Genomic DNA, 25,832 nt, shown 5'->3' with positions numbered 1-25,832 from the left:
TCAACGCTTGGCCTCGGGCTTGCGGGTGGCCACGGCCGGTGGCAAGGCCTTGGCCTGCAGCAACCGCACCTGCTGCACCATCAGGTTGTGGGCGTTCAGGAACGCAGCGGCAATCACCTTGCCCTCATTGGTATTGCTCCAGCCCATGCCAGCGCCGCCACCCAGGCGGCCCAGCAGCACGCCGCCCACGCCCAGGTCGGTCGCACGGGCCGAGCCGGTAGCAGCGGCGACCTGCTCGGTGGTTTCGTTGTCGGTCAGGAACAGGGCCGTCTGCGCCTCCTTGAACTTGACCTGCTCGGCCACACCGGCCAGCCCTGCGATATCGCGCAGCACCGGGATCATCGCGATGATGCCCGCCAGGCCCCGGCCGGCATCCTGCTCGCTGAAGGTGAGGTTGGGCACCATCGTGTACTGGGCTTCGTAGCCCTTGCGCTTTTGCACCGTGCCATGGGGGCGCAGCACGCCGGCATCCTGCAGCTCGCCTTCGCGGATGGTGCCTTCCAGGCCACCGGCCCGGTCCACCACGCGAAAGCAGCCGCTTTGCTGCATCAGCAAGCGCACCAGCGGCACAGGGGTCGGCGGCAGGTTCACGCTGCTGGGCATCACGTAGCCGCGCGGGTTCTCCAGCAAGGCCACGGTGGCAATCGGCGCATCGCAGCGCTCCAGGCTGGCATGCGCGCCCTGGCCGCCCGCCGGCCCGGCCGAGCCGGAGACTTCGGAGCCTCCCTGGCCCAGCTCGGTCTTTTTCTCGCCGCAGCCGGCCAAGGCCAGCGCGATGGCGGCCACGGCCATGCCGCGTGCCCAGCACCCGCTGCGGTTGGAATGTGCAGTCATCGCTTGCATGGCTACCTTTGCAATCTGTCAGTCAGGCCAGAGCATAGCGCCCCGGAATGACAAAAAAGGCCAAAGCCCGGAGGGCTTTGGCCTTGTGGCGGCGCCGTGCATCAAGGCAGGCCCATGCACGGCGCGGTCCGCTTACTGCGCGCCGGCAGGGTTGCGCAGCTTGATGTGCAGCTCGCGCAGCTGCTTTTCGTCCACAGGCGACGGGGCCTGGGTCAGCAGGTCCTGGGCGCGCTGGGTCTTGGGGAAGGCGATCACGTCGCGGATCGATTCGGAGCCGGTCATCAAGGTGATCAGACGGTCCAGACCGAAGGCCAGGCCGCCGTGGGGAGGCGCGCCGTACTGCAGCGCATCCAGCAGGTAGCCGAACTTGGCACGTGCATCTTCGGCGCTGATCTTCAGGGCCGTGAACACCTTGGACTGCACGTCGGCGCGGTGGATACGCACCGAGCCGCCGCCCAGTTCCCAGCCGTTGAGCACCATGTCGTAGGCCTTGGCAATGCACTTGCCGGGGTCGGTGTCCATCAGGTCCTCATGGCCGTCCTTGGGCGACGTGAAGGGGTGGTGCACCGCCGCCCAGCGGTCGTTTTCCTCGTCGTACTCGAACATCGGGAAGTCCACCACCCACAGCGGTGCCCAACGGTCTTCAAACAGACCGGTGCTCTTGCCGAAGGCGCTGTGGCCGATCTTGATGCGCAGCGCGCCGATGGCATCGTTGACCACCTTTTCCTTGTCGGCGCCAAAGAAGATCAAATCGCCGTCCTGCGCTTCGGTGCGCTTGAGGATCTCGGCAATCGCGGCGTCATGGATGTTCTTGACGATCGGCGACTGCAGGCCGTCACGGCCCTTGGCCAGCTCATTGACCTTGATGTAGGCCAGGCCCTTGGCGCCATAGATCTTGACGAAGTCGGTGTAGGCGTCGATGTCGCCGCGCGACAGACCGCCCTGCTCGCGCGCGCCGCCTGGCACACGCAGACCCACCACGCGGCCGCCCTTCATGTTGGCAGCGCCGGAGAAGACCTTGAAGTCCACGTCCTTCATCACGTCGGTCAGCTCGGTGAACTCCAGCTTGACGCGCAGGTCCGGCTTGTCCGAGCCAAAGCGGAAGGCTGCGTCCTGGTAGGTCATGATCGGGAACTCGCCCAGATCCACATTCAGCTGGGTCTGGAACACTTCCTTGATCATGCGCTGGAAAATCGCGCGGATCTCTTCTTCGTTCAGGAACGAGGTTTCGCAGTCGATCTGCGTGAACTCGGGCTGGCGGTCAGCGCGCAGGTCTTCGTCGCGGAAGCACTTGGTGATCTGGTAGTAGCGGTCGTAGCCGGCCACCATCAGCATCTGCTTGTACAGCTGGGGCGACTGGGGCAGCGCGAAGAATTCGCCGTCGTGCACGCGGCTGGGCACCAGGTAGTCACGCGCGCCTTCGGGCGTGCTCTTGCCCAGCATCGGCGTTTCGATGTCGATGAAGCCTTCCTTGTCGAGGAAGTTGCGCACCTGAATAGCCGTCTTGTAGCGCAGTATCATGTTGCGCTGCATCGCGGGGCGGCGCAGGTCCAGCACGCGGTTGGTCAGGCGCACGGTCTCCGACAGGTTCTCGTCGTCGAGCTGGAACGGAGGCGTCACCGACGCATTGAGCACGTTCAGTTCGTGGCACAGCACCTCGATCTTGCCGCTCTTGATCGAATCGTTGGTGGTGCCGTCAGGACGGGCACGCACCAGGCCCTTGACCTGCACGCAGAACTCATTGCGCACGCCTTCGGCGACCTTGAACATCTCGGCGCGGTCGGGATCGCAGACCACCTGCACATAGCCTTCGCGGTCACGCAGGTCGATGAAAATCACACCACCGTGGTCACGGCGGCGATTGACCCAGCCGCACAGGCTCACGGTTTCGCCCATCTGGGCTTCGGTCACTTGACCGCAGTATTGGGAACGCATTGCCATAGCCAATCTTCCTGCACCGACAAAGGTGCCTTAGTTCTCAGTTATTTAGACCCCGCCGGGGCATCGGGCGCAGCCACGACCCCCATCGAGACGATGTATTTAAGCGCAGCATCCACGCTCATGTTCAATTCAATGCAATCGCGCTTGGGCACCATCACCAGGTAGCCGCCCGTCGGGTTGGGCGTGGTGGGCACATAGACGCTGACAAAAGCGGTATCGGCACTGTCCGGGTTCTGGTGCAGGTGGCTGTCCAGCTCACCGCTGGGAGCACCGGTCACAAAGCCGATGGTCCACATGCCGGGATGGGGCCACTGCACCATGACGGCGGTGCGGAAGGCATTGCCGCTCTCGGAAAACAAGGTGTCGGAGACCTGCTTGACGCTCGAGTAAATCGAGCGCACCACCGGAATGCGGCTGACCAGCGCATCGCCCCAGGCGACCAGCTTGCGGCCGACAAAATTGCTCGCAATGCCGCCGACGATCAGCAGGATCGCCAAGGTCAGCACCACGCCAAAGCCGGGAATATGGTAGCCCAGGACCTCGTCTGGCTGCCAGTGTTGCGGCAGGATCAGCAAGGTCTGGTCGAGCGTGCCGATGATCCAGTTGAGCACCCAGACCGTGATGACCCCCGGCACAATGACCAGCAGCCCGGTCAGCAACCATTTACGCAGGGACGCCATCACCGCACGCCGCTTTCAGACCGCCGAGCTGCTGCTGGCAGCCGGTGCGGGTGCAGACGCAGACGCAGGTGCGGGTGCCGCTGCGGGCGCGGCCGCCTCAGCGGCAGGCGCACCCGCTGGCGCGGCACTGGCCGACTTGCCGCTGAAATCGGTGGCATACCAGCCCGTACCCTTGAGCTGGAATCCCGGGGCCGTCAGTTGCTTGGAAAAGCTGGCTTGCTTGCATTCGGGGCAGTCCGTCAGCGGCGCATCCGATATCTTTTGCAAAACATCCTTGGCATAGCCGCAGGCACTGCACTTGTAGGCGTAAATAGGCATCGCGCGTGTAAGAAAACGGAGGGAAACTCTTGATTATAGGCGGGTTGCAAAACCGATCCCGGGCGTAGGCTAAGCACTACGCCCGCCGTCCAGCCCTGCTCGCTCAGCGTCCCGCCACTGCTGCGCCGCCGGCAGCAGGCGCGGTCTCGGCCACAAAGGCCTGCACATCCGTCTTCTGGTTGCGGATGGCCTGCGGCAGCAGCGAGCCGGCCACCATGCCGGTGAAGGCAGCCAGCACGCCGGCCAGCTGGGCCGGGAACGCAGCGCCCCAGGCCATGTTCAAGCCTGACAGCCAGACGCCGATGCCCAGGAACACCGCCAGCAGCGCCCCCTGCGTGGTCGCACGTTTCCAGTACAGGCCCATCACCAGCGGCACAAAGGCGCCGACCAGCGGCACCTGGTAGGCGCCCGAGACCAGCTCATAGATGGGGGTGCCCTGCATGCGGATCGAATAGGCCAGCACGCAGGCGCTGAACACCAGCACGCTGATGCGCATCGTCTTGAGGTTCTCGCGGTCGCTCACCTGGGGGCGGAACTGGCGCCAGATGTTCTCGGTGAAGGTGACGCTCGGGGCCAGCAAGGTGGCCGAGGCACAGGACTTGATGGCAGACAGCAGCGCGCCAAAGAACAGCACCTGCATCACAAATGGCATCTTCTCCATCACCAACGTGGGCAGCACCTTTTGCGGGTCGTCCTTGAGCAGGCTGGCCGTGGCCTCGGGCATGATGATCAGTGCGCTGGCTACCAGGAACATAGGCACAAAGGCGAACAAAATATAGGCCGAGCCGCCAATCACCGTGCCGCGCACGGCCGACTTCTCGGTGTTGGCCGACATCACGCGCTGGAACACGTCCTGCTGCGGAATCGAGCCCAGCATCATTGTGATGGCCGCGGCAAAGAAGAAGACGATGTCATGCCAGGTCGGCTCGGGCCAGAACTGGAACAGATCGCGGCTGGTGGCCAGGTCGATGACCTTGCCGGCGCCGCCGGCCATGTCCGAGGCGAAGAAGGCCAGCACCATCAGGCCGACCACCAGGATGATCATCTGCACAAAATCGGTGACGGCCACCGACCACATGCCGCCAAACAAGGTGTAGGCCAGGATGGACACCACGCCAATCACCATGCCCATGGAGATGCTGACCGCGCCGCCCGAGAGCAGGTTGAACACCAGGCCCAGGGCCGTGACCTGGGCGGAGACCCAGCCCAGATAGCTCAGCATGATGATCAGCGAGCAGATGATCTCCACCGCGCTGCCATAGCGCTTGCGGTAGTAGTCGCTGATGGTCAGCAGGTTCATGCGGTAGAGCTTGGCCGCAAAGAACAGGCCCACCAGGATCAGGCAGGTGCCGGCACCGAACGGGTCTTCGACCACATTGCGCAGGCCGCCTTCGATGAACTTGGCCGGCACGCCCAGCACGATCTCCGACCCGAACCAGGTCGCAAACGTGGTGGTAATGATCATGAACAGCGGCAGGTTCCGGCCAGCGACCGCAAAGTCGGCGGTATTCTTCACCCGCTTGGCGGCCCACAGACCTACGCCAATGGTCACGAATAGGTAGGCGATCACCATGTAGAGCAGCACGTTGTCACTCCTGCAAAGGGTAAGGCTGGGGATTGAGGATTAGAAAATTCGGACGCGGATCAGCAGTTGCAGCACCACCAGCCCCAGCACGAAGCCAATACCACCGCAGATGATGATCTGCAGCAGCTTGTTCGTCAATTTCTGCTGCACCAGCAACTCCTTGAGCATCAGGTCGCTGTCCGGGCCCTGGCTGTTGCGCGCAAGGTACTGGTGCACCAGGCGCGGCATGTCAGGCAGCAGCTTGGCATAGCGCGGCGCCTGGGATTTGAGCTCGCGCCACAGGCGCTGGGGGCCCATCTGGTCGAGCATCCATTTCTCGAGAAAGGGCTTGGCGGTGCTCCACAGGTCCAGGTCCGGGTCGAGCTGGCGGCCCAGGCCTTCGATGTTGAGCAGCGTCTTTTGCAGCAGCACCAGCTGGGGCTGGATCTCGACCTGAAAGCGCCGCGAGGTCTGGAACAGGCGCATCAGCACCATGCCCAACGAGATCTCCTTGAGCGGGCGGTCGAAATACGGCTCGCATACCGCGCGGATGGCGGCCTCCAGCTCATCGACCCGGGTGTCGGGCGGCACCCAGCCGCTTTCGATGTGCAGCTCGGCCACGCGCTTGTAGTCGCGGCGGAAAAAGGCGGTGAAGTTCTGCGCCAGATACTCTTTGTCGAATTCGGTCAGGGTGCCGACAATGCCGAAGTCCAGCGAAATATAGCGGCCGAAGCTTTCGGGCTCCAGGCTCACCTGGATATTGCCCGGGTGCATATCCGCATGGAAAAAGCCATCGCGGAACACCTGGGTGAAGAAAATGGTCACGCCATCGCGGGCGAGCTTGGGGATATCGACACCGGCAGCGCGCAGGGTATCGACCTGGTTGATGGGCACGCCATTCATGCGCTCCATCACCATCACCTCCTGGTGGCAGAAATCCCAGAACACCTCGGGGATCAGCACCAGGTCCAGACCTTCCATGTTGCGGCGCAGCTGGGCGGCGTTCGAGGCCTCGCGCATCAGATCGAGCTCGTCGTGCAGGTAGGTGTCGAACTCGGCCACCACCTGGCGCGGCTTGAGGCGCTTGCCGTCGGCAGAGAACTTCTCGACCAGCTCGGCCATCGTGCGCATCAGTGCCAGGTCGCTGTCGATCACCGGCAGCATGCCCGGGCGCAGCACCTTGACGGCGACATCGCGCAGCTCACCCGCACGGGTGCGGATGGTGGCAAAGTGCACCTGGGCAATCGAAGCGCTGGCAATGGGCTTTTCGTCAAAGCTGACAAAGACCTCGGCCAGCGGCTTGCGGAAGGCACGCTCGATGGTCTGCACCGCAATGCGCGGGTCGAACGAGGGCACGCGGTCCTGCAACAGGGACAGCTCTTCGGCGATATCGGGGGGCAGCAGGTCGCGCCGGGTGGACAGCACCTGGCCGAACTTGACAAAGATGGGGCCCAGTTGCTCCAGCGCCTCACGCAGGCGCTGGCCGCGCGGCTCCGTCCACTTGCGGCCTATGCGCAGTACCCGGGTGATGCCCTTGAGCCAGGGATGGTTGAAGCTCGACAGCACCATGTCATGCAGACCATAGCGCCAGACCACCCACAATATGGTGAAGCCGCGTAGAAAGCGCGTCATGTCGGTTTGCGCTCGCTGGCCGTGTCGCTGCTGTCGGCACCATAGCCGGGAGGCGTCGGCGGCGCCGGCGGCTGGGCCTGTGCGCTGAAGCGGCCGGCACCAAAGCGGTCGGCCGTACGCACGCCCATGCTGACAAACTGGCGCAGCGCCGCCGCTACGCGCTGGCCCAGCTGGGCCAGCCAATGCGCGGGGGTGTCACCCACCAGGCGGGCCAGGTCTTCTTCCACATCCCAGCGCACATGGTCCACCAGCCACTGAATCTCGGCGGCAAACTGCACATCGCCATCGATGCGGATGGCGGGCTTTTCGCCCTGGATGACGCCGCGCGCCAAGGCCAGTGGCGAATCATCGACCACCTGCACGCGCAAGTCGGGGGTTTCCTGGGCGCCAGCCAGGTCCAGCAGGCCGGCGGGGGTGATCTTCAGCGCCAGCACGATACTGCGCCACTGCACCTGGACCACGCGTCCGCTTTGGCGCACCAGGCGCTCCATGGCCGCACTTTCCTGCATCAGCACATGGTTGAGGAACAGCACCACGCGGTGCTGCACCTCCGACACCAGCCACTGCGGGGGTTGGGCCGACTCCAGAATGCGCGCAAAAATGCCGCCCGGAAAAGAAAAAGGGGACTGTGTTGCCATAGTCCCCAATTATTCCCCAAGTCCGCCGCCTGTCGTAAGCATTAACAGGCAAAGCGGTGGAGTTTTACGGTTTGCTTACTGAAGGGCCTGAAGGCCTGCCACCAGCCAGCCGCTGGTGCCGTCCTTGGGCTTGGTCATGTTCCAGACTTCGCGGAAGGGGCTCGGGCCGGCATGGGCTTCTTCGCGGATCATGCCCGAGAACTCGACGCTGGCCATGTAGGCATTGCCCACATCCTCGATACCCAGCAACTGGGCTTCGAGCATCACCACGTCGGTCTGGTTGGGCTGCACGCCTTCACGGTGCTGCTCACGGTCCTGCAGCTGGCCCTTGACTTCGCCGAGCATGTCATCGGTCATCATCGAGCGCAGGGTGTTGATGTCCGAGCGGTCCCAGGCAGATTGCAGGGTCACGAAATTGCGCTTCGCAGCTTCCAGGAAGCCATGGGTATCAAAGCCTTCCGGCACGCCCCAGGATTGCGCACCGGCCAGGCCGGAGCCGATCATGCTGCCGCCAGCGGCAGCGGCGGGCGCTGCACCCTGCTCCCAGGGGCGGGCCGATGCATCGTTGCCGACCTTCTCGGGGTTGTACTGCGGGGCCACCGGTGCCGATACCGGCGCTTGCGGCGCGGCATTGCCTGCGCCCTGGAACGCAAACGGCGACTGCGCAGGCTGGGCAGCAGCTGCACCCTTGCGGCGCATCACAAAGCCGACGATGGCCAGCACGGCCATGATGGCCAGGCCGATCAGCAGCATGTTGGCGAAGGCTTCACCAAAGCCCAGCGAATGGGCCAGCCAGGCCAGACCCAGGCCGGCGGCCAGGCCACCCAGCATCGCGCCCCAAGGCTTCTTGGGGGCAGCAGGGGCGGCATTCGGGGTGGCGGGACGCTGGGCCTGCGCAGGTGCGGTGGCATTGTTGCCAGGCGCTTGCGCCGGCGTGGCCTGCCGCTGGGTCACATTACCGGACTGCTGGCCCATGGACTTGCCACCTCCCATGCGCTTGGCATCGGCATCGAGGTGCACAAATGCCAGCAGTACCACCAAGACCACTGACCACAGTTTTGTCATATTTGCTCCATTTTGTTAGTGCCGGCACGCCTTGGCGCCGGCTATTGCGTTCACGCCCGCTTCTCAGCAACTCCGGTCTGTTGTGTTGTATTGCGCTGGGCGCTGGGCAGGCACCTGGCTTTGCGACCGGTATCGCGTCTTACTTTTTCAGCATTTGATCCCGACGTGCAAGGCGGTAATCCCTGCCGTCATGTTGTGGTAGTCCACATGGCCAAAGCCTGCTTTTTGCATCATGGCCTTGAGCTCAGCCTGGCCCGGATGCATGCGAATCGATTCGGCCAGGTAGCGGTAGCTGTCGGCATCGCCGGCCACCATCTTTCCTATACGTGGCAGCACCTGGAAGGAATACAAGTCATAGGCCTTCTCCAGCGGCTTGGCCACCTTGGAGAATTCCAGCACCAGCAGCTTGCCGCGCGGCTTGAGCACGCGGCACATTTCCTTGAGCGCCTGGTCCTTGTTGGTCATGTTGCGCAGACCGAAGGCCACGCTCACCACGTCAAAGTACTGGTCCGGGAAAGGCAGGGCTTCCGCATCGCAGACCGTGGTGGGCAGGTTCAGCCCCTTGTCGATCAGGCGGTCACGGCCCACGCGCAGCATGGCCTCGTTGATATCGGTGTGCACCACCTGGCCGCTGTGGCCGACCTTTTTCGCAAATGCCAACGACAGATCGCCGGTACCGCCTGCGATGTCCAGCACCCGCTGGCCCTCCTTGAGGTTGGCAACCATGACGGTGTAATGCTTCCAGACCCGGTGCAAGCCACCGGACATCAGGTCGTTCATCACGTCATATTTGCTCGCGACCGAGTCGAACACACCGCGCACCTTGCGCGCCTTGTCCTTCTCGTCAACGGTCTCAAATCCAAAGTGGGTGGTACTCATGGTGTGAATGCTAGCAAGCTCTGTAACGTCCGACCCCCATACCCCGGATTATTCGAGGGTATGCATTTCAATGCATAAAACGCCCAAGGCTATGGATGACGGATAGTCGAAGCTATTATTTTAATAGCTTTAAATACAAAATTTTTCCGAATGACCACGCCGCCCTTGGCCCAGCAGGGCCGGCGCTGGCTCAATGCTGGTGTCCGCAGGCGCTACCCGCCTTGCCTGGCATCGGCTGGTCGCGGTCGGCACCTGCTACCTGCAGGCGGTCGAGGTAGTCCTGCCAGAGCTCGCTTTGGCGGCTGCCCAGCTCGTAGAGGTACTGCCAGCTGTAGAGTCCGCTTTCATGGCCGTCGGAGAAGATGGGCTTGATGGCGTAGTTGCCCACCGGCTCCACCGCCACGATGGCCACATCACGCTTGCCGGTCTGCAGCACTTCCTGGCCCGGGCCGTGGCCCTGCACTTCGGCCGACGGTGAATACACGCGCAGCAACTCGAACGGCAGCTTGAATACCGCGCCGTCGGCATATTGCACTTCCAGCACGCGGCTTGCGCCATGCACCGTCAACGCGGTCGGTGTCGGAGTATCGCGGTTCAAGCCAGCCATGGGATTCCTTTACAACCCCGCAGCGCACACTGCGGATAAAACAGCTCATTACGCACAACTGGCGTGCGCAATGCTATCAAAAACAATAGCAATTATGCCGCAACGAGGCGCTCTAGCGCAGCCACCATGCGCGCCTCGGCGGCTGGCAGCTGCGCGGTCAGCTCAGCTTCCAGTGCAGCGTTGCGCTCACGTTGCGCCGCAGCCCATACCGAGCCCGGAAAGTGGCTGTCGCCGCTGTAGCGAGCAATCACATGCCAATGCAGATGCGGCACCATATTGCCCAGCGCAGCCACATTGATCTTGCGCGGCGCGGGGGTCATTGCACGCAATGCCAGCTCCACAGCCACCACAGCATCCATGCACCATTGGCGCTGCGCGTCGGGCAGATCGGAGAACTCTGCCACATGTGCAGCCCAGACCACCCGGTAGAAAGCAGGAAAACCCGCTTCTTCCGCATGGATGACACGCAAGGCACCGCCCGCACGAGCGCCCTGCCACACCAGACGGCCGCCTGCACCATCGCACAGCGGGCAGCCGGGGTTCGGTTCGATCGCAGGATGCGTCATACCAGCACCCGCTCGATGCCACCGTTGTTGGCGCGTTGCACATAGTCGGGCATCCAGTTGTCGCCCAGAATCTCGCGCGCCATCTCGACGACGATGTAATCGGCTTCGAGCAGCCCGTTTTGCAGGTCACCCTGGTAGCGGTTCAGGCCCTGCAGGCAGCTCGGGCAGCTGGTCAGGATCTTGACGTTCTCCTTGGCCTCCACCTGGCCGGACTCGCGCAGTTGCGCTTCGCCCTTGCGGATTTCTTCGGTCTTGCGAAAGCGGATCTGCGTCGAGATATCGGGACGGGTCACACCCAAGGTGCCCGATTCGCCGCAGCAGCGCTCGCTCTTGAGCACGTTGTCACCCACCAGCGCCTTGACGGTCTTCATCGGGTCCTGCTGCTTCATCGGCGTGTGGCAGGGGTCGTGGTACAGGTAGGAGCTCTTGCCCTGCAAGGTCACACCCTTTTCCAGCAGGTATTCATGGATGTCGATGATGCGGCAGCCGGGGAAGATCTTGTCGAACTGGTAGCCCTGCAGCTGGTCGTAGCAGGTGCCGCAGCTCACCACCACGGTCTTGATGTCCAGGTAGTTCAAGGTGGTGGCCACACGGTGGAAGAGCACCCGGTTGTCGGTGATCATCTTCTCGGCCTTGTCGAACTGGCCCGAACCGCGCTGGGGATAACCGCAGCACAGGTAGCCCGGTGGCAGCACGGTCTGCACGCCGGCATGCCAGAGCATGGCCTGCGTGGCCAGGCCCACCTGGCTGAACAGGCGCTCGGAGCCGCATCCCGGGAAATAGAACACCGCCTCGGTCTCGGAGGTGGTGGTCTTCGGGTCCCGGATGATGGGTACGTAGTCCTTGTTCTCGATATCGAGCAGCGCGCGCGCCGTCTGCTTGGGCAGGCCACCGGGCAACTTCTTGTTGACGAAGTGGATCACCTGCTCCTTGAGCGGCGCGGTGCCGACGCTGGCAGGCGGGTGCGCGGTCTGGCGCTTGCCAAAACCCTTGAGCACATCGACCGCCAGGCGCTGGGCCTTGAAGCCCACGCCCACCATGGTCTTGCGCAGCAGCTTGATGGTGTCGGGGTTGGTCGCGTTGAGCATGGCCATGGCCACCTTGTTGCCCGGACGGAAGCTCTTCTTGCCCATCTGGCGCAGCAGGTTGCGCATGTTCATCGTCACATCGCCAAAGTCGATCTTGACCGGGCAAGGCGTGGCGCACTTGTGGCAGACGGTGCAGTGGTCCGAGACGTCCTCGAACTCCTGCCAGTGGCGGATCGACACGCCACGGCGCGTCTGCTCTTCATACAGGAAGGCCTCGACCAGCAGCGACGTCGCCAGAATCTTGTTGCGCGGGCTGTAGAGCAGGTTGGCGCGCGGCACATGGGTGGCGCAGACCGGCTTGCACTTGCCGCAGCGCAGGCAGTCCTTGACCGAATCGGCAATCGCGCCGATATGGCTTTGCTGCATGATCAGCGACTCATGCCCCATCAGTCCGAACGATGGCGTGTAGGCATTGGTCAGATCGGCATACATCAGCGACTTGCGCGATTTGTCGCCGGCATAGGTCTGCTCCAGCAGCAGGCGGCGCTCTTCGGGGCGCAGCAGCTTGCCCTTGTTGAAGTGGCCGTGCGGGTCGATCTTGGCCTTGTACTCGGCAAAGGGGCGCAGCTCGTCGTCGCTCAAGAACTCCAGCTTGGTGATACCGATGCCGTGCTCGCCGGAGATCACGCCATCGAGGCTGCGCGCCAGCGCCATGATGCGGGCCACTGCGGCATGCGCGGTGGTCAGCATTTCGTAGTCATCGCTGTTGACCGGCAGGTTGGTGTGCACATTGCCGTCGCCGGCGTGCATGTGCAGTGCCACAAACACGCGGCCCTTGAGCACGCGCTGGTGGATGGCAATGACCTCGTCCATGATCGGCTGGTAGGCCGAGCCGGCAAAGATGGCGGCCAGCGGCGCGCGCAGATCGCTCTTCCAGCTGGCGCGCAGGCTGTGGTCCTGCAGCTGGCGGAAATTCTCGGCCACGCCATCGAGCCATGCCTGCCAGCGGCCGCGCACTTCAGTCAGCAGCACCAGCGCCTGGGCTACGCGGTCTTCCAGCAGCTCGGCGGACGGGATGTCGTTGGCATCATCCTGCTTGCCCAGCGGCAGCTTGCCCTTGGCAAAAAAGTCGTGCAGTGCATCGCACAGCTTGATCTTGTTGTTCAGCGACAGCTCGATGTTGATGCGTTCGATGCCGTCGGTGTACTCGGCCATGCGGGGCAGCGGAATCACCACGTCTTCATTGATCTTGAAGGCGTTGGTATGGCGGCTGATGGCCGCCGTGCGCTTGCGGTCCAGCCAGAATTTCTTGCGGGCCTCGGGGCTGATGGCAATAAAGCCTTCACCGCTGCGCGAGTTGGCAATGCGCACCACTTCACTGGTCACGCGCGCCACCTCATCGGGGTTGTCGCCAACGATGTCGCCAAACAGCACCATCTTGGGCAGGCCGCCATGTTTCTTGCTCTTGGTGGCATAGCCCACTGCCTTCAGGTAGCGGTCATCCAGATGCTCCAGCCCGGCCAGCAACACGCCGCAGCGCTTTTGCTCGCCAAACATATAGTCCTTGATCTCGACGATCGAGGGCACGGCATCCTTGGCATTGCCAAAGAACTCCAGGCAGACGGTGCGGGTGTGCGACGGCATGCGGTGCACGACCCAGCGCGCGCTGGTGATCAGGCCGTCACAGCCCTCTTTCTGGATGCCCGGCAGGCCCGAGAGGAACTTGTCGGTCACATCCTTGCCCAGGCCTTCCTTGCGGAACTTGTAGCCGGGGATGTCCAGGCGCTCGGTGCGCACCAGGGTCTTGCCGTCAGCCTCCAGGTATTTCAGCTCGAAGCTGGCCATCTCGGCATCGTGGATCTTGCCCAGGTTGTGGTCCAGGCGCGTGACTTCCAGCCACTGCGCATCGGGCGTGACCATGCGCCAGCTGGCCAGGTTGTCCAGCGCCGTGCCCCAGAGCACAGCCTTCTTGCCGCCAGCATTCATCGCGATGTTGCCGCCGATGCACGAGGCCTCGATCGAGGTCGGATCGACCGCAAACACAAAACCACCGCGCTCGGCAGCATCGGCCACGCGCTGGGTAACGACACCGGCCTGCGACCAGACGGTGGGCACCGGGTGGTCGATGCCCGGCAGCGACACCATCTCCACCTCGGACATCTTCTCCAACTTCTCGGTGTTGATGACGGCACTGCGCCAGCTCAGCGGAATGGCGCCGCCGGTGTAGCCGGTGCCACCTCCGCGGGGCACGATGGTCAGCCCCAGGTCGATACAGGCCTTGACCAGCACGGCCATTTCTTCCTCCGTGTCGGGCGTCAACACGACGAACGGGTACTCGACGCGCCAGTCGGTCGCGTCGGTCACATGGCTCACGCGCGAGAGGCCGTCAAACTTGACATTGTCCTTCGCGGTCAGCGGCTTGAAGGTGCGCAGCACCTTGCGGCGCAGCTCGGTGGCCTCCTGCAACGTGGTGTCGAACTCGGACACCGCCACCTGCGCTGCTGCAATCAGCTGCCCCACCAAGGCATCGCGCGCCGGGTCCTCAGCGGGCGCGCGGCGCTTTTGCACCTCGGCCAGGCGGTGCTCCAGCGCTTCCACCAGCTGCTTGCGGCGGCCGGGGTTGTGCAGCAGGTCGTCTTGCAGGTAGGGATTGCGCTGCACGACCCAGATATCACCCATCACCTCGTAGAGCATGCGGGCCGAGCGGCCCGTCTTGCGCTCTTGGCGCAGCTGGTCCAACAGATCCCAGGCCTGCGAGCCCAGCAGGCGAATCACGATTTCGCGGTCGGAGAACGAGGTGTAGTTGTAGGGGATCTCGCGGAGACGGGCGGGCCCGTCAACCTGTGCTTGCAAGCTTGCCAGCGCAATCGGTGCGTTCATGTGTGGGACCTGTATGGGAGCGGGCGCTCCCTTATATGGGTAAGCAGTGGGGCCACCGATTTTATGACACAGGGCTTGCACGCATGGCTGGCCCTTCTAAAACATGGTACGCCGCAGTCTGACTTTGCCCTGCGCCATCGGCCAGCCCCGCCCTGCGCCAGCCTCGGCCTCCGGCACCGCGCCCTTTTCCTATTTTTTCTTATTTGATCGAAATTGAGCATTTCGAGCCAGGCGGCTTCCCTTACCACAACTGTTTGACAGCCCCATGTGACAACCCCAAACCCGGGCCGCCGCTAAAGCCCTAAGGTTACACTTTTCTCTCGATTACGAATGGCGGCTGAACTACAATCGTAACGCCTTGTATTTGTTGACGCTGTACGGACGGGCGCTGGCTTTCCCCAGTTGCCTAAAACCAGCGGATATGCCACAACGTCACAGAACATTCACAAACGCCACATACGATTCGTTTTTGAGCGTTTTATAAACCCCTAGGAGCATTCATGCATTTCAAGCGTTTGGTCATCGCTGCCGGTATTGCAGCCACTACCAGCCTGTCCGCCCATGCCGTCACCGAGATCCAATGGTGGCACTCCATGACCGCCGTGAACAACGAATGGGTCAACGACCTGGCCAAGGAGTTCAACGAGAGCCAGAAGGAATACAAGGTTGTGCCCACCTTCAAGGGTGTGTACGACGAGTCGATGACTGCAGCGATCGCGGCTTTCCGCTCGGGCAATGCGCCCCACATCCTGCAAGTGTTTGAAGTGGGCACCGCCACGATGATGGCTTCCAAGGGTGCCACCGTGCCCGTGGGCAAGGTGATGTCGGACGCCGGCGTGTCCTTCGACCCCAAGGCCTACATCCCCGCCGTGGCCGGTTACTACACCGCGCCCAACGGCCAGATGCTGAGCTTCCCGTTCAACAGCTCGACAACCATCTTCTATTACAACAAGGACGCCTTCAAGAAGGCAGGCCTGGACGCGGAAAAGGCGCCCACCACCTGGCCTGAAGTGTTCGCTGCGGCCAAGAAGCTCAAGGAGAGCGGCCACAGCTGCCCGATGACCCTGGCATGGCAAGGCTGGACCCAGCTGGAGTCCTTCTCCACCTGGCACAACGTCGAGTTCGCGACCGAGCACAACGGCCTCTCGGCCAACGGCTACAAGGCCCGCCTCAAGCTCAACTCGCCGCTGCACGTCAAGCACATCGACAACCTGGCTGCTGCGGCCAAGGCCGGTGAGTTCGTCTACAAGGGCCGTGCTTCCACCGCCCAGGCGTCCTTCACCGCCGGTGAATGCGCGATGATCCAGACCTCGTCCGGTTTCTACGGCGACGTGGCCAAGAACGCCAAGTTCGCCTACGGCCTGGCTGCGCTGCCTTACTACCCTGACGTCAAGGGCGCGCCGCAGAACACCGTGATCGGTGGCGCATCGCTGTGGGTGATGGCTGGCAAGAAGTCGGAAGAATACAAGGGCGTGGCCAAGTTCTTCGAGTTCCTGTCGCAAACCAAGGTGCAGGCCGCTTCGCACCAGCGCACCGGCTACCTGCCTGTGACGATGGCTGCCTATGAGCTGACCGAGAAGTCCGGCTTCTACCAAAAGAACCCTGGCACCGACACCGCCGTGACGCAGATGATCCGCAAGGTCACTGACAACTCGCGTGGTATCCGTCTGGGCAACTACGTACAGATTCGCACCATCGAGGACGAAGAACTCGAACAGGTCTGGGCTGGCAAGAAGACCGGCAAGGAAGCCCTGGACGCCATCGTGTCCCGCGGCAACGAACTGCTGGCTCGCTTCGAAAAGTCGTACAAGCCTTAATCCTTTCATCACAGGCGCCAACCCCGCACGCGTGGGGCTGGCGCAGTCGATGAACCATCGCCCGGCGGCTGCCTGCAGCCCCGGCGGTTTTTTTGTTTTTAAGCTCCATCATGGAAAAACGCGTACTTTTCCGCTCTAAATGGCTGCCCTGGGTGTTGATTGCACCGCAGTTGCTGATCATTGGCATTTTCTTTTTCTGGCCCGCTGGCCAGGCTGTGCTGCAGTCCTTCCAGATGGAAGACGCCTTCGGCATGAGCACTGAATGGGTCGGGCTGGATAACTTCCGTAACCTGTTCTCCGATCCCACCTATCTGAATTCCTTCAAGCGCACCGCCATGTTCTCGGTGCTGGTCGCAGGTGCTGGCATTGCCATCTCGCTGGTGCTGGCCATCTTTGCAGACCGCATCGTGCGCTTTGCGATGGTCTACAAGACCTTGCTGATCGTCCCCTATGCCGTCGCGCCCGTCATTGCCGGCGTGCTGTGGGTGTTTCTGTTCTCGCCCTCCATTGGCGTGGTCACCTACTACCTGGGCAAGCTGGGCTACAACTGGAACCACATGATGAATGACAACCAGGCGATGGCGCTGATCGTCATGGCCTCGGTGTGGAAGCAGATTTCCTACAACTTCCTGTTCTTCCTCGCGGGCCTGCAGTCCATCCCCAAGGCACTGATTGAAGCCGCATCCATCGACGGTGCCGGACCCTGGCGCCGTTTCTGGAACATCCAGCTGCCGCTGCTGTCGCCGACCACCTTCTTCCTGCTGGTGATCAACATCGTCTACGCGTTCTTCGACACCTTCGGCATCATCGATGCCGCAACGCAGGGCGGCCCCGGCCAATCGACCTCGATCCTGGTCTACAAGGTCTACCAGGACGGCTTCAAGGCGCTGGATCTGGGCGGCTCGGCAGCGCAGTCCGTCGTGCTGATGCTGATCGTCATCGTGCTGACCGTGGTTCAGTTCCGCTATGTTGAAAAGAAAGTGCAGTACTGATCATGGTTGACCGCAATCCCTGGCTCAATTTCTTCTCGCACGCCGTGCTGGTGCTCGGCGTGGCGATTGTGGCCTTCCCGCTGTACCTGGCTTTCATCGCATCGACCCACACGGCCGATGCGATCGTGCAGTCCCCCATGCCGCTGCTGCCTGGCGCCCACCTTTGGGAAAACTACCAGGCCGCACTGTTTGGCTCCGGCAAGCTGGGCTCCAACACCAATGTGATGCAAATGATGTGGGTGAGCTTCTGGGTGGCGATGATCATCACCGTCGGCAAGATCGCCATCTCGCTGCTGTCGGCCTTTGCGATTGTCTACTTCCGCTTCCCCTTCAAGATGATCTGCTTCTGGGCGATTTTCCTCACCCTGATGCTGCCCGTCGAAGTGCGGATTCTGCCCACCTACAAGGTCGTGGCCGAACTGGGCCTGCTCAACAGCTACGCCGGCCTGACCCTGCCGCTGATCGCCTCGGCCACCGCTACCTTCCTGTTCCGCCAGTTCTTCCTGACGGTACCCGATGAGCTGGTGGAAGCGGCACGCATCGACGGCGCCGGCGCGATGCGCTTTTTCAAGGACATCCTGGTGCCGCTGTCGCGCACCTCGATCGCTGCGCTGTTCGTGATCCAGTTCATCTACGGCTGGAACCAGTACCTCTGGCCCTTGCTGATGACCACCTCGGAAGACATGTACCCCGTGGTGATCGGCATCAAGCGCATGCTGGCAGGCGGCGAAGCCGCTGTGGACTGGAATATCGTGATGGCCACGGCCATCCTGGCGATGCTGCCACCGACCCTGGTGGTGATGCTGATGCAAAAGTGGTTTGTCAAAGGTCTGGTGGATACCGAAAAGTAACCCCTCGCCATCTTGTCCCTCCACCATCTTTGACCGATACAACGAAACCTTCATATGGCTTCCATCTCTCTCAAGAACATTGTCAAACGCTACGGCACCGGCAAGACCGCCGTTCCCGTGATCCATGGCGTCAATGCCGAAATCAAGGACGGCGAATTCATCGTCCTGGTCGGCCCCTCGGGCTGCGGCAAATCAACCCTGCTGCGCATGATTGCCGGCCTGGAAGAAATCACCGGCGGTGACCTGATGATTGGCGACAAGATCGTCAACAACCTGGAGCCCGCCAAGCGCAACATCGCCATGGTGTTCCAGAACTATGCGCTCTACCCGCACATGAGCAACTACGAGAACATGGCCTACGGCCTCAAGCTCGCCAAGGTGCCCGAGGACGAGATCAAGCGCCGCGTAGACAAGGCCGCCAAGATTCTGGAGCTGTCGCACCTGCTGGACCGCAAGCCGCGCCAGCTGTCGGGCGGCCAGCGCCAGCGCGTGGCCATGGGCCGCGCCATCGTGCGCCAGCCCCAGGTTTTCCTGTTTGACGAGCCGCTGTCCAACCTGGACGCCAAGCTGCGCGGCCAGACCCGCATCGAAATCCAGAAGCTGCATGCCGAGCTGGGCATCACCAGCCTGTTCGTGACCCACGACCAGGTCGAGGCCATGACCCTGGCCCAGCGCATGATCGTGATGAACGGTGGCAATGTCGAGCAGTTCGGTACGCCTGAAGAGGTCTACCACACGCCCGCGTCGACCTTTGTGGCCGGCTTCATCGGTTCGCCACCGATGAACCTGCTGAAGAACGCCCCCATTGGCAAGGCCGGCCAGATCCTGGGCATCCGCCCCGAGCACATCGACCTGGTGGCCTCGGGCGGCTGGGAGTTCCAGGTGGAAACCGTGGAACTGCTGGGCGCCGAGCGCCTGCTGTACGGCAAGGTCGGCGGTGAAGAAGTCGTCGTGCGCGTCGAGGAAGGCCATGCCTTCCCCAAGCCCGGCGAAGTGGCGCGCATCAGCGCCCGTGAAGACCGCCTGCACTGGTTCCACGCAGAAACCGGCAAGCGCATCTGAGCGCGGCAAGGCGATGTGCACCCCTGCCGCGCCTTGGCTCCTGAGCTGAGCCCTTGAACCCCAGCGCCCAAGTGCAGCACTTGTGGCGCTTTTCTTTTTTCTCATCGAGACTGATATGACGCTTTCTAGCAACTGGCCCTATCCACGCTGGGTGGCCCACCGCGGCGCAGGCAAACTGGCGCCCGAAAACACCATGAGCGCCTTCCGCCTGGGCGCGGCACATGGCTACCGCATGTTCGAATGCGATGCCAAGCTCAGCCGCGATGGCGTGCTGTTTCTGATGCACGATGCAGACCTGAAGCGCACCACCAATGCCCAGGGCACCGGCAGCGATCTGAGCATGGGCGAGCTGGCCCAGCTCGATGCCGGCAGCTGGCACTCCCGCAGCCATGCGGGCGAAAACCTGCCCACCCTGGAAGCGCTCGCCCGCTGGTGCCTGGCCAACCACCTCTACCTCAATGTCGAGATCAAGCCCACGCCCGGCCAGGAGCTGGAGACCGGCCGCGCCACTGGCGCGCTGATGAACCGCATCTGGCCGCAAAACGTGGTGCCGCCGCTGTTCACCTCGTTCAAGGCTGATTCGCTGCGCGGCGCCCGCGAAGTGGCAGCGCATATCCCGCGCGGCCTGCTGGTGGACAAGCTGGCCGATGGCAGCGGCGACACTGAGCTGCAGCTGGCGCTGGAGCTGGGCTGCCAGGCGCTGGTGCTCAACCATGCGCTCTGGGATGCCGCCTTGGTGGCCAAGGTCCATGCCGCAGGCCTGCGCTGCAGCAGCTACACCGTCAACGACGAATGGGCCGCCCAGCGCCTGATCGATCTGGGCACCGACGGCATCATCACCGACCGGGTCGATCTATTCAGCCCGGCCCAGGATGGCCCGCTGCTGTAATGCCATCGCGCCAGTCGTGCCTTGGCTGACCGCCAGACAAAAGCCCGGCCATACCGGGCTTTTTTGGGTGCGCGCTGCGCCTCAGTCCATCTTGGTGCCCGAGGCCTTCACCGCGTCGGCCCAGCGTGGCGTCTCCGCCGCCAGGAACTGCTGGAAGGCCTCGGCACCGAGAAAGGCCGGGTCAGCGCCCTGCTCCACCATGCGGCCTCGCACATCGGGCATCTGCATCACCTGGCCAAACGCGGCGCTGAGCTTGTCCACCACATCCTTGGGCGTTCCGGCGGGCGCGAGAAAGCCATAGAAGCCCACGACCTCGAAGCCCTTGAGCCCGCTTTCAATGGCGGTGGGCACCTCGGGCAGCGCCGGGTTGCGCTCCTTGCTGGTGACGGCCAGCGCACGCACCTTGCCCTGCTTGTGGTAGGCGGCAGCCTGCGGAATGCTCTCGGCCATGAACTGCACCTGGCCACCCACCAGATCGGTAAAGGCCGGCGCACTGCCCTTGTAGGGAATGTGCACCAGGTCCAGCCCGGTCGCACTCTTGAACATCTCGGGCACCAGGTGGCTGATGCCGCCATTGCCGGCCGAGCCAAAGTTGACCTTGCCCGGGTTGGCTTTGGCGTAGGCGATGAACTCCTGCAGGTTCTTGGCCGGTACCTTGTTGTTGACCAGCAAGGCCAGGGGCTGCATGGCCGTGCGCGCTACCGGCGTGAAATCGCGCAAGGTGCTGTAGGGCAGCTTGGGGTAGAGCGCGGGGTTGATCACCATCACCCCGGTATTGGCCAGCATCAGCGTGTAGCCATCGGGCGGCGCTTTCATGACATCCTGCGCGCCCACCGCGCCACCGGCACCGGGTTTGTAGTCGACGATGATCGGCTGGCCCAGCACGCCCTGGAGCTTGTCGGTCAACAAGCGGGCATGCTGGTCCAGCGGACCGCCTGCGGGAAAGCCGATGACCACGCGCACCGGCTTGGTCGGAAAAGGTTGCTGGGCCTGGGCGGCAGCAGTCAGCGCCAGCCCGGCGACGGCTGCCAGGCAGGCGTGTGCAATGTGCTTCATGGAGGGTCTCCTAGGGTTGTTATCGGTTGAGCGGCGGGCAGCGCAAGCGCGGCCTGTGCACCGCATGATGACCGGCGCACCCCGCTTCTACAACCGGCCCCTGTCTCGCATTTTTTCGGATTGACGCCGCCGCCTTCAGACAGTAGCTGCCACCGCCTGGGCAGTGGGCGCGGACTTGCGCCGCCACAGCAGCCACAGCCAGCCCAGGCCTTGCACGGCCGTCAGCACCACCAGCATGTCCAGCGCCAGCTGCGCCGCCCACAGGTGCTTGCTCATGTCGCGCACACCTTCGCCCAGCAGCACAATGATCACCTGCGACACCACCAAGAGCGCCAGCAGCAGGCCGCCAGCGGCCAGCGGGCGCATGCGGGCGGCCTGGCGGCAGCGGCTGGCGGCAAACAGCGCCAGCGCGGCCAGCAGAAACAGCGGCGCCAGCGGCGTGATGCTGCGGTCGCGCAGTAGCGTCAGCTGCTGCAACAGATCGGTCACCGGCTGGGCACCGCCCTCGTGGCGGTGGAGGTAGAAGTTACCGGGAAACACATGGAAGTACTGCACCGTGAAATGGCTGGGCAGCGCAAAGCGGGCCAAGCGCCACAGGGTCAGCGGGTAGTGCAGATAGGGCCGCAGCACATCGCCCTTGCCCAGCTTGGGTGTCACCGGGTAGCAATCGCGGTCCGTGTGCTGCACCTGGGTGCCGCCGGGGCCCGAAAGCGCATTGCCCCAGGCATCGACACCGATGCAGTCACGGCGCTCGGCCGGCACGCCCAGGCCATCGAGCTGCGCCGGGCTGAGCACCATGTAGGAGCCCAGGTAGACGCCATGGTAGGCATTGAGACTGGCGTTCTTGCCGATCAACAGCGGCACCAGGCACAGTACCTGCACCGCCAGCAGCAGCTTGAGCAGCCCCCTGTCGGCCGGGCTGCGCTGCCAGCGGCCCGCGGCCCAGACGCACAACAGCGCCAGCAGCGGAACATAGAAATACTGCACCTTGGCCAGGCCGCACACCAGTGCCCCCAGGCCCAGACCGGCCAGCCGGACTGCGCGGCGCGAGGCCAGCATGCCCAGCAGCAGCAGCGGCAGCGCGATCAGGCAGGCGTATTCGGCATAGAACGACTGCGCCATACCGATGTTGTGCGCCATGAAAAACGCCGCCAACCAGGCCAGCGCCAGCCCCGCCCAGCCCAGCGCACCGCGCTGCAGTGCCACAGCGCATTGCCAGGCCAGCACACCGGCATAGGCCAGCAGCAGCAATTTGGCCGCCAGCGCCGTGCGCGACAGATCAAACACGTTGCCCGGCATGAAGCGCTGCACCCAGCCCGCAAACGTGAACATATGCGAAGCCAGCTCCGGATTGCCCGGCGTGCGGAACGCGCGCTCGGGCAGCGTCCAGTGGACGCCATCGCCAAGAGGCGTCAGGTAGAGATGGCCCACCACGCGTTGAAAATCATTGGTGTCGGCAAACAGCAAGGCCTGCGATCCCCAGACCAGCGCCGCCGCTACAACGCCCACCGCCAGAAAGCAGATACAGAAAAGCCACCGGGAGCGGTGGCCTGCCAAGGTCGTTGTGGTAGTCATCCCACAATTATGTCTGAATTGTAAAGAAACGTATAGCTCCTGCCTCAGAAATAATTGCAGTCGCTGGCCTCAGCGCCGCCAGTTGCCCAGCACCGCCCATTGGCTGCTGGCCATCGCCAGCACCAACAGCGCATAGCCCGCCAGGCTGCCATCGCGGCCCTGCCACAGCAGGGCGGCAAAAAGGGCGGCACAGCCCACCAGAAAATGCAGTGCCAGCTGGCCATACCAGGGCAGCAAGGGCGCGGCCTTGCGTGCAAACACCCAGCGGGCCAACACCAGCAACAGCGCCAAAAAGGCGGCCGGTGCGCAGAAATTCAGCAGGTGCCAGAGGCTGGTGCTAGCAGTCATGGAGCGGGCAGGTTGATATAAGTCAAGCTGGTACTGATACGACAAGCAATGGATTTACAGAGATTTTATAATCTGTGACATGGCAGTTTGGGCCCTGGGCATCAACCACACGACGGCACCGGTCGACATTCGCGGCCGGTTTGCATTTGCACTCGACAAGATTGCGCCAACTTTGCAGAGTTTGCGCAGCACGATCTCGGGTGTGCACAGCCACGCCGGTGTGGAAACTGCCATCCTGTCGACCTGCAACCGCACCGAGATCTACTGCGCCGCCCAAGAGCCGGCGCTTGACCACACCTTGCGCTGGCTCGCCCAGAGCGGCGACCTGCCAGCCGATGCGCTGAAGCACTACACCTACACCTTGCAGAACGACCTGGCCGCCCGCCACGCTTTCCGCGTCGCCAGCGGTCTGGACTCGATGGTGCTGGGCGAGGCCCAGATTCTGGGCCAGATGAAGAACGCCGTGCGCGCCGCTGAAGAAGCCGGCTCGCTGGGCACCACGCTGAACCAGCTGTTCCAGCGCAGCTTTGCCGTCGCCAAGGAAGTGCGCAGTGCCACCGAGATTGGCGCGCACAGCATCAGCATGGCCGCCGCTGCCGTGCGTCTGGCGGGCCAGTTGTTTGAAGACCTGACCAAGATCCGCGTGCTGTTTGTCGGCGCCGGCGAGATGATCGAGCTGTGCGCCACCCATTTCGCAGCCAAGCAGCCCGCCCACATCACAGTGGCCAACCGCACGCTGGAGCGCGGCGAAAAACTGGCCGGCCACTTTGGCGCCAGCACGATGCGCCTGGCCGATCTGCCCGACCATCTGCACGAATACGATGCCATCATCAGCTGCACCGCATCGAGCCTGCCGATCATCGGCCTGGGTGCCGTCGAGAGCGCACTGAAAAAGCGCAAGCGCCGCCCGATCTTCATGGTGGACCTGGCAGTTCCCCGCGATATCGAGGCCGAGGTCAAGAACCTGGGCGATATCTACCTCTACACCGTGGATGACCTGGCCCATGTGGTCAAGGCCGGCCAGGAGCAGCGCCAGGCTGCCGTGGTGCAGGCCGAAACCATCATCGATGCCGGCGTGCAGCGCTTCATGCACTGGATGGACCAACGCGCCCCAGAGGGCGGCGCCGTGCCGTTGATCCAGCAGATCAACGCGCAGGCCGATGTCTGGCGTGCGCTGGAGATCGAGCGCGCCAAGAAGCGCCTGGCCAAGGGCGAAGACATGGACGCGGTGCTCGATGCGCTGACGCGCGGCCTGTCGCAAAAGATTTTGCATGGCACGATGGCCGAGCTGCACGCGGGCGATGCCCAGGCACGTGCCCAGACTGCGGACATGGTGTCGCGCCTGTTCCTGCGCAGCCAGCGCGGCGGTGGCAACGGCCACCAATCGGGTTTGTAGCGACGCTGTGCGGCTTGCCGCCCCCTGCTCGCTCCCCCGCCCCTCCTTTTCTCGGCCTGCCTGATTGATCGCTGCATTTGCGGCAACCCCGGCGCAGGCCCTGCCTACCAGACCGCCATGAAAGACTTTCTCCGCCAACAGCTGGAACGCTATGCCGAGCGCCTCAACGAGCTGAACTTTCTGCTCTCGCGCGAGGACATCATGGCCAACATGCCGCAGTTCCTCAAGCTCTCGCGTGAGCACACCGATGTCGCCGCGGTGGCCGAGCGCTATGCGCGCTACCAGCAGGTCGAATCCGATATCGAAGGCGCCAAGGAGATGCTGGCCGACCCGGACATGGCCGACATGGCGCGCGAAGAAATCAGCAATGGCGAGGCCGAGCTGCAGCAGCTCGCCGCGCAGCTGCAGCGCATGCTGCTGCCCAGGGACCCGGACGATGCCCGCCCCGCCTTCGTCGAAGTGCGGGCCGGCACCGGCGGTGATGAGTCGGCGCTGTTTGCCGGCGACATCACCCGCATGTACACCCGCTACGCCGAGCGCATGGGCTGGCGGGTCGAGATCATGAGCGCCAACGAGGCCGAGCTGGGGGGCTACAAGGAAGTGGTGCTGCGCATCGACGGCGGCGACAACGTCTACGGCACCCTGCGCTTTGAATCCGGTGGCCACCGCGTGCAGCGCGTGCCCGCCACCGAAACCCAGGGCCGCATCCACACCAGCGCCTGCACCGTGGCGGTGATGCCCGAGCCCGATGAGCAGCAGGCCATTACGCTGAACCCGGCTGACCTGCGCATCGACACCTTCCGCGCCAGCGGCGCCGGTGGCCAGCACATCAACAAGACCGATTCGGCGGTGCGCATCGTCCACTTGCCGACCGGCATCGTCGCCGAATGCCAGGACGGCCGCAGCCAACACAGCAACAAGGCCAAGGCCTTGCAGGTGCTGCAGGCCCGCATCCAGGAAAAGGAACGCAGCGAGCGTGCCGCCAAGGAGGCAGCGATGCGCAAGGGCCTGATCGGCTCGGGCGACCGCAGCGACCGCATCCGCACCTACAACTTCCCGCAGGGCCGCGTCACCGACCACCGCATCAACCTGACCTTGTACAAGCTCAGCTTCATCATGGACGGCGACCTCAGCGAGCTGATGGAAGCGCTGCAGTCCGAACGCGAGGCCGAGTTGCTGGCCGAGCTGGAAGTCAACCAATAAGG

The 25,832-nt window shown here is 63.4% G+C and carries 22 protein-coding genes; 7 read left to right on the top strand and 15 right to left on the bottom strand.

Translation table 11 applies throughout. The features are described from left to right. The 12 genes from MJ205_RS01235 to MJ205_RS01180 all read right to left on the bottom strand — a co-directional run bounded on the left by MJ205_RS01235 (position 1) and on the right by MJ205_RS01180 (position 14,641). The gene (locus MJ205_RS01235; RefSeq protein WP_239810827.1) at positions 1-834 is read right to left on the bottom strand and encodes a CsgG/HfaB family protein; all 834 of its coding nucleotides are present in this window, start codon (positions 832-834) and stop codon (positions 1-3) included. Between the two features lie 141 nt (positions 835-975). Continuing rightward, positions 976-2,784: an aspartate--tRNA ligase gene (aspS, locus tag MJ205_RS01230; protein WP_239810826.1), complete on the bottom strand. Its 1,809-nt coding sequence runs from the start codon at positions 2,782-2,784 to the stop codon at positions 976-978. Between the two features lie 41 nt (positions 2,785-2,825). Then, positions 2,826-3,464 (bottom strand): DUF502 domain-containing protein, encoded by a 639-nt coding sequence (locus MJ205_RS01225; RefSeq protein WP_239810825.1) that lies wholly within the window; start codon positions 3,462-3,464, stop codon positions 2,826-2,828. A gap of 15 nt (positions 3,465-3,479) precedes the next feature. Beyond that, positions 3,480-3,782 carry an FmdB family zinc ribbon protein gene (locus MJ205_RS01220; protein WP_239810824.1) on the bottom strand — a complete coding sequence of 101 codons (303 nt, stop codon included), beginning with the start codon at positions 3,780-3,782 and terminating at the stop codon, positions 3,480-3,482. Between the two features lie 103 nt (positions 3,783-3,885). Continuing rightward, the gene (locus tag MJ205_RS01215) at positions 3,886-5,367 is read right to left on the bottom strand and encodes a sodium:solute symporter family protein (RefSeq protein WP_239810823.1); all 1,482 of its coding nucleotides are present in this window, start codon (positions 5,365-5,367) and stop codon (positions 3,886-3,888) included. 39 nt (positions 5,368-5,406) lie between these two features. Further along, entirely contained in the window at positions 5,407-6,978 is a 1,572-nt protein-coding gene (gene ubiB, locus MJ205_RS01210) for a ubiquinone biosynthesis regulatory protein kinase UbiB (RefSeq protein ID WP_239810822.1), read from the bottom strand. Continuing rightward, complete coding sequence (locus MJ205_RS01205) at positions 6,975-7,616, bottom strand: hypothetical protein (protein ID WP_239810821.1); 642 nt, start codon at positions 7,614-7,616, stop codon at positions 6,975-6,977. Before MJ205_RS01205 ends, ubiB begins: the two co-directional genes overlap by 4 nt. A gap of 75 nt (positions 7,617-7,691) precedes the next feature. Further along, positions 7,692-8,681: a Tim44 domain-containing protein gene (locus MJ205_RS01200; RefSeq protein ID WP_230770626.1), complete on the bottom strand. Its 990-nt coding sequence runs from the start codon at positions 8,679-8,681 to the stop codon at positions 7,692-7,694. 147 nt (positions 8,682-8,828) lie between these two features. Further along, the gene (gene ubiE / locus MJ205_RS01195) at positions 8,829-9,560 is read right to left on the bottom strand and encodes a bifunctional demethylmenaquinone methyltransferase/2-methoxy-6-polyprenyl-1,4-benzoquinol methylase UbiE (RefSeq protein ID WP_239810820.1); all 732 of its coding nucleotides are present in this window, start codon (positions 9,558-9,560) and stop codon (positions 8,829-8,831) included. Between the two features lie 190 nt (positions 9,561-9,750). Further along, a complete protein-coding gene (locus tag MJ205_RS01190; RefSeq protein WP_239810819.1) occupies positions 9,751-10,167 on the bottom strand; it encodes a gamma-butyrobetaine hydroxylase-like domain-containing protein in 417 nt (138 codons plus the stop codon). A gap of 92 nt (positions 10,168-10,259) precedes the next feature. Beyond that, positions 10,260-10,733, bottom strand: coding sequence for an HIT family protein (locus MJ205_RS01185; RefSeq protein WP_239810818.1), 474 nt, complete (start codon positions 10,731-10,733; stop codon positions 10,260-10,262). After that, the gene (locus tag MJ205_RS01180; RefSeq protein ID WP_239810817.1) at positions 10,730-14,641 is read right to left on the bottom strand and encodes a DUF3683 domain-containing protein; all 3,912 of its coding nucleotides are present in this window, start codon (positions 14,639-14,641) and stop codon (positions 10,730-10,732) included. The genes MJ205_RS01185 and MJ205_RS01180 overlap by 4 nt, the downstream gene beginning before the upstream one ends. A gap of 500 nt (positions 14,642-15,141) precedes the next feature. Here MJ205_RS01180 and ugpB point away from each other — a divergent pair, with 500 nt between their 5' ends. The 5 genes from ugpB to ugpQ all read left to right on the top strand — a co-directional run bounded on the left by ugpB (position 15,142) and on the right by ugpQ (position 20,252). Beyond that, entirely contained in the window at positions 15,142-16,458 is a 1,317-nt protein-coding gene (ugpB, locus tag MJ205_RS01175; protein ID WP_239810816.1) for a sn-glycerol-3-phosphate ABC transporter substrate-binding protein UgpB, read from the top strand. Between the two features lie 110 nt (positions 16,459-16,568). Continuing rightward, a complete protein-coding gene (ugpA, locus tag MJ205_RS01170) occupies positions 16,569-17,450 on the top strand; it encodes a sn-glycerol-3-phosphate ABC transporter permease UgpA (RefSeq protein WP_239810815.1) in 882 nt (293 codons plus the stop codon). A gap of 2 nt (positions 17,451-17,452) precedes the next feature. After that, positions 17,453-18,301, top strand: a complete 849-nt coding sequence (ugpE, locus tag MJ205_RS01165; protein WP_239810814.1) for a sn-glycerol-3-phosphate ABC transporter permease UgpE — start codon at positions 17,453-17,455, stop codon at positions 18,299-18,301. A 54-nt stretch (positions 18,302-18,355) separates the two neighbouring features. After that, positions 18,356-19,363 carry a sn-glycerol-3-phosphate ABC transporter ATP-binding protein UgpC gene (ugpC, locus tag MJ205_RS01160; RefSeq protein ID WP_230770617.1) on the top strand — a complete coding sequence of 336 codons (1,008 nt, stop codon included), beginning with the start codon at positions 18,356-18,358 and terminating at the stop codon, positions 19,361-19,363. A 115-nt stretch (positions 19,364-19,478) separates the two neighbouring features. Further along, positions 19,479-20,252 carry a glycerophosphodiester phosphodiesterase gene (ugpQ, locus tag MJ205_RS01155; protein ID WP_239810813.1) on the top strand — a complete coding sequence of 258 codons (774 nt, stop codon included), beginning with the start codon at positions 19,479-19,481 and terminating at the stop codon, positions 20,250-20,252. Between the two features lie 81 nt (positions 20,253-20,333). On the opposite strand, the gene MJ205_RS01150 is transcribed toward ugpQ, so the two are convergent. The 3 genes from MJ205_RS01150 to MJ205_RS01140 form a co-directional block, all read right to left on the bottom strand. After that, positions 20,334-21,308 carry a Bug family tripartite tricarboxylate transporter substrate binding protein gene (locus MJ205_RS01150; RefSeq protein WP_239810812.1) on the bottom strand — a complete coding sequence of 325 codons (975 nt, stop codon included), beginning with the start codon at positions 21,306-21,308 and terminating at the stop codon, positions 20,334-20,336. 135 nt (positions 21,309-21,443) lie between these two features. Further along, a complete protein-coding gene (locus MJ205_RS01145; RefSeq protein ID WP_239810811.1) occupies positions 21,444-22,883 on the bottom strand; it encodes a hypothetical protein in 1,440 nt (479 codons plus the stop codon). A gap of 69 nt (positions 22,884-22,952) precedes the next feature. After that, positions 22,953-23,231: a hypothetical protein gene (locus MJ205_RS01140; protein WP_239810810.1), complete on the bottom strand. Its 279-nt coding sequence runs from the start codon at positions 23,229-23,231 to the stop codon at positions 22,953-22,955. Between the two features lie 79 nt (positions 23,232-23,310). Between MJ205_RS01140 and hemA the strand changes: the two genes are divergently transcribed. Together hemA and prfA are read left to right on the top strand one after the other, a co-directional pair. Beyond that, complete coding sequence (gene hemA, locus MJ205_RS01135) at positions 23,311-24,627, top strand: glutamyl-tRNA reductase (RefSeq protein ID WP_230770608.1); 1,317 nt, start codon at positions 23,311-23,313, stop codon at positions 24,625-24,627. A gap of 117 nt (positions 24,628-24,744) precedes the next feature. Then, complete coding sequence (prfA, locus tag MJ205_RS01130) at positions 24,745-25,830, top strand: peptide chain release factor 1 (RefSeq protein WP_239810809.1); 1,086 nt, start codon at positions 24,745-24,747, stop codon at positions 25,828-25,830. Positions 25,831-25,832 lie beyond the last annotated feature (2 nt).

Origin of the sequence: Comamonas sp. B21-038, assembly GCF_022387135.1 — a bacterium.
Lineage (GTDB): Bacteria > Pseudomonadota > Gammaproteobacteria > Burkholderiales > Burkholderiaceae_C > Comamonas > Comamonas sediminis.
Note: the sequence above shows the minus strand (reverse complement) of the source record. Positions and strands in the feature narration are given on the sequence as shown.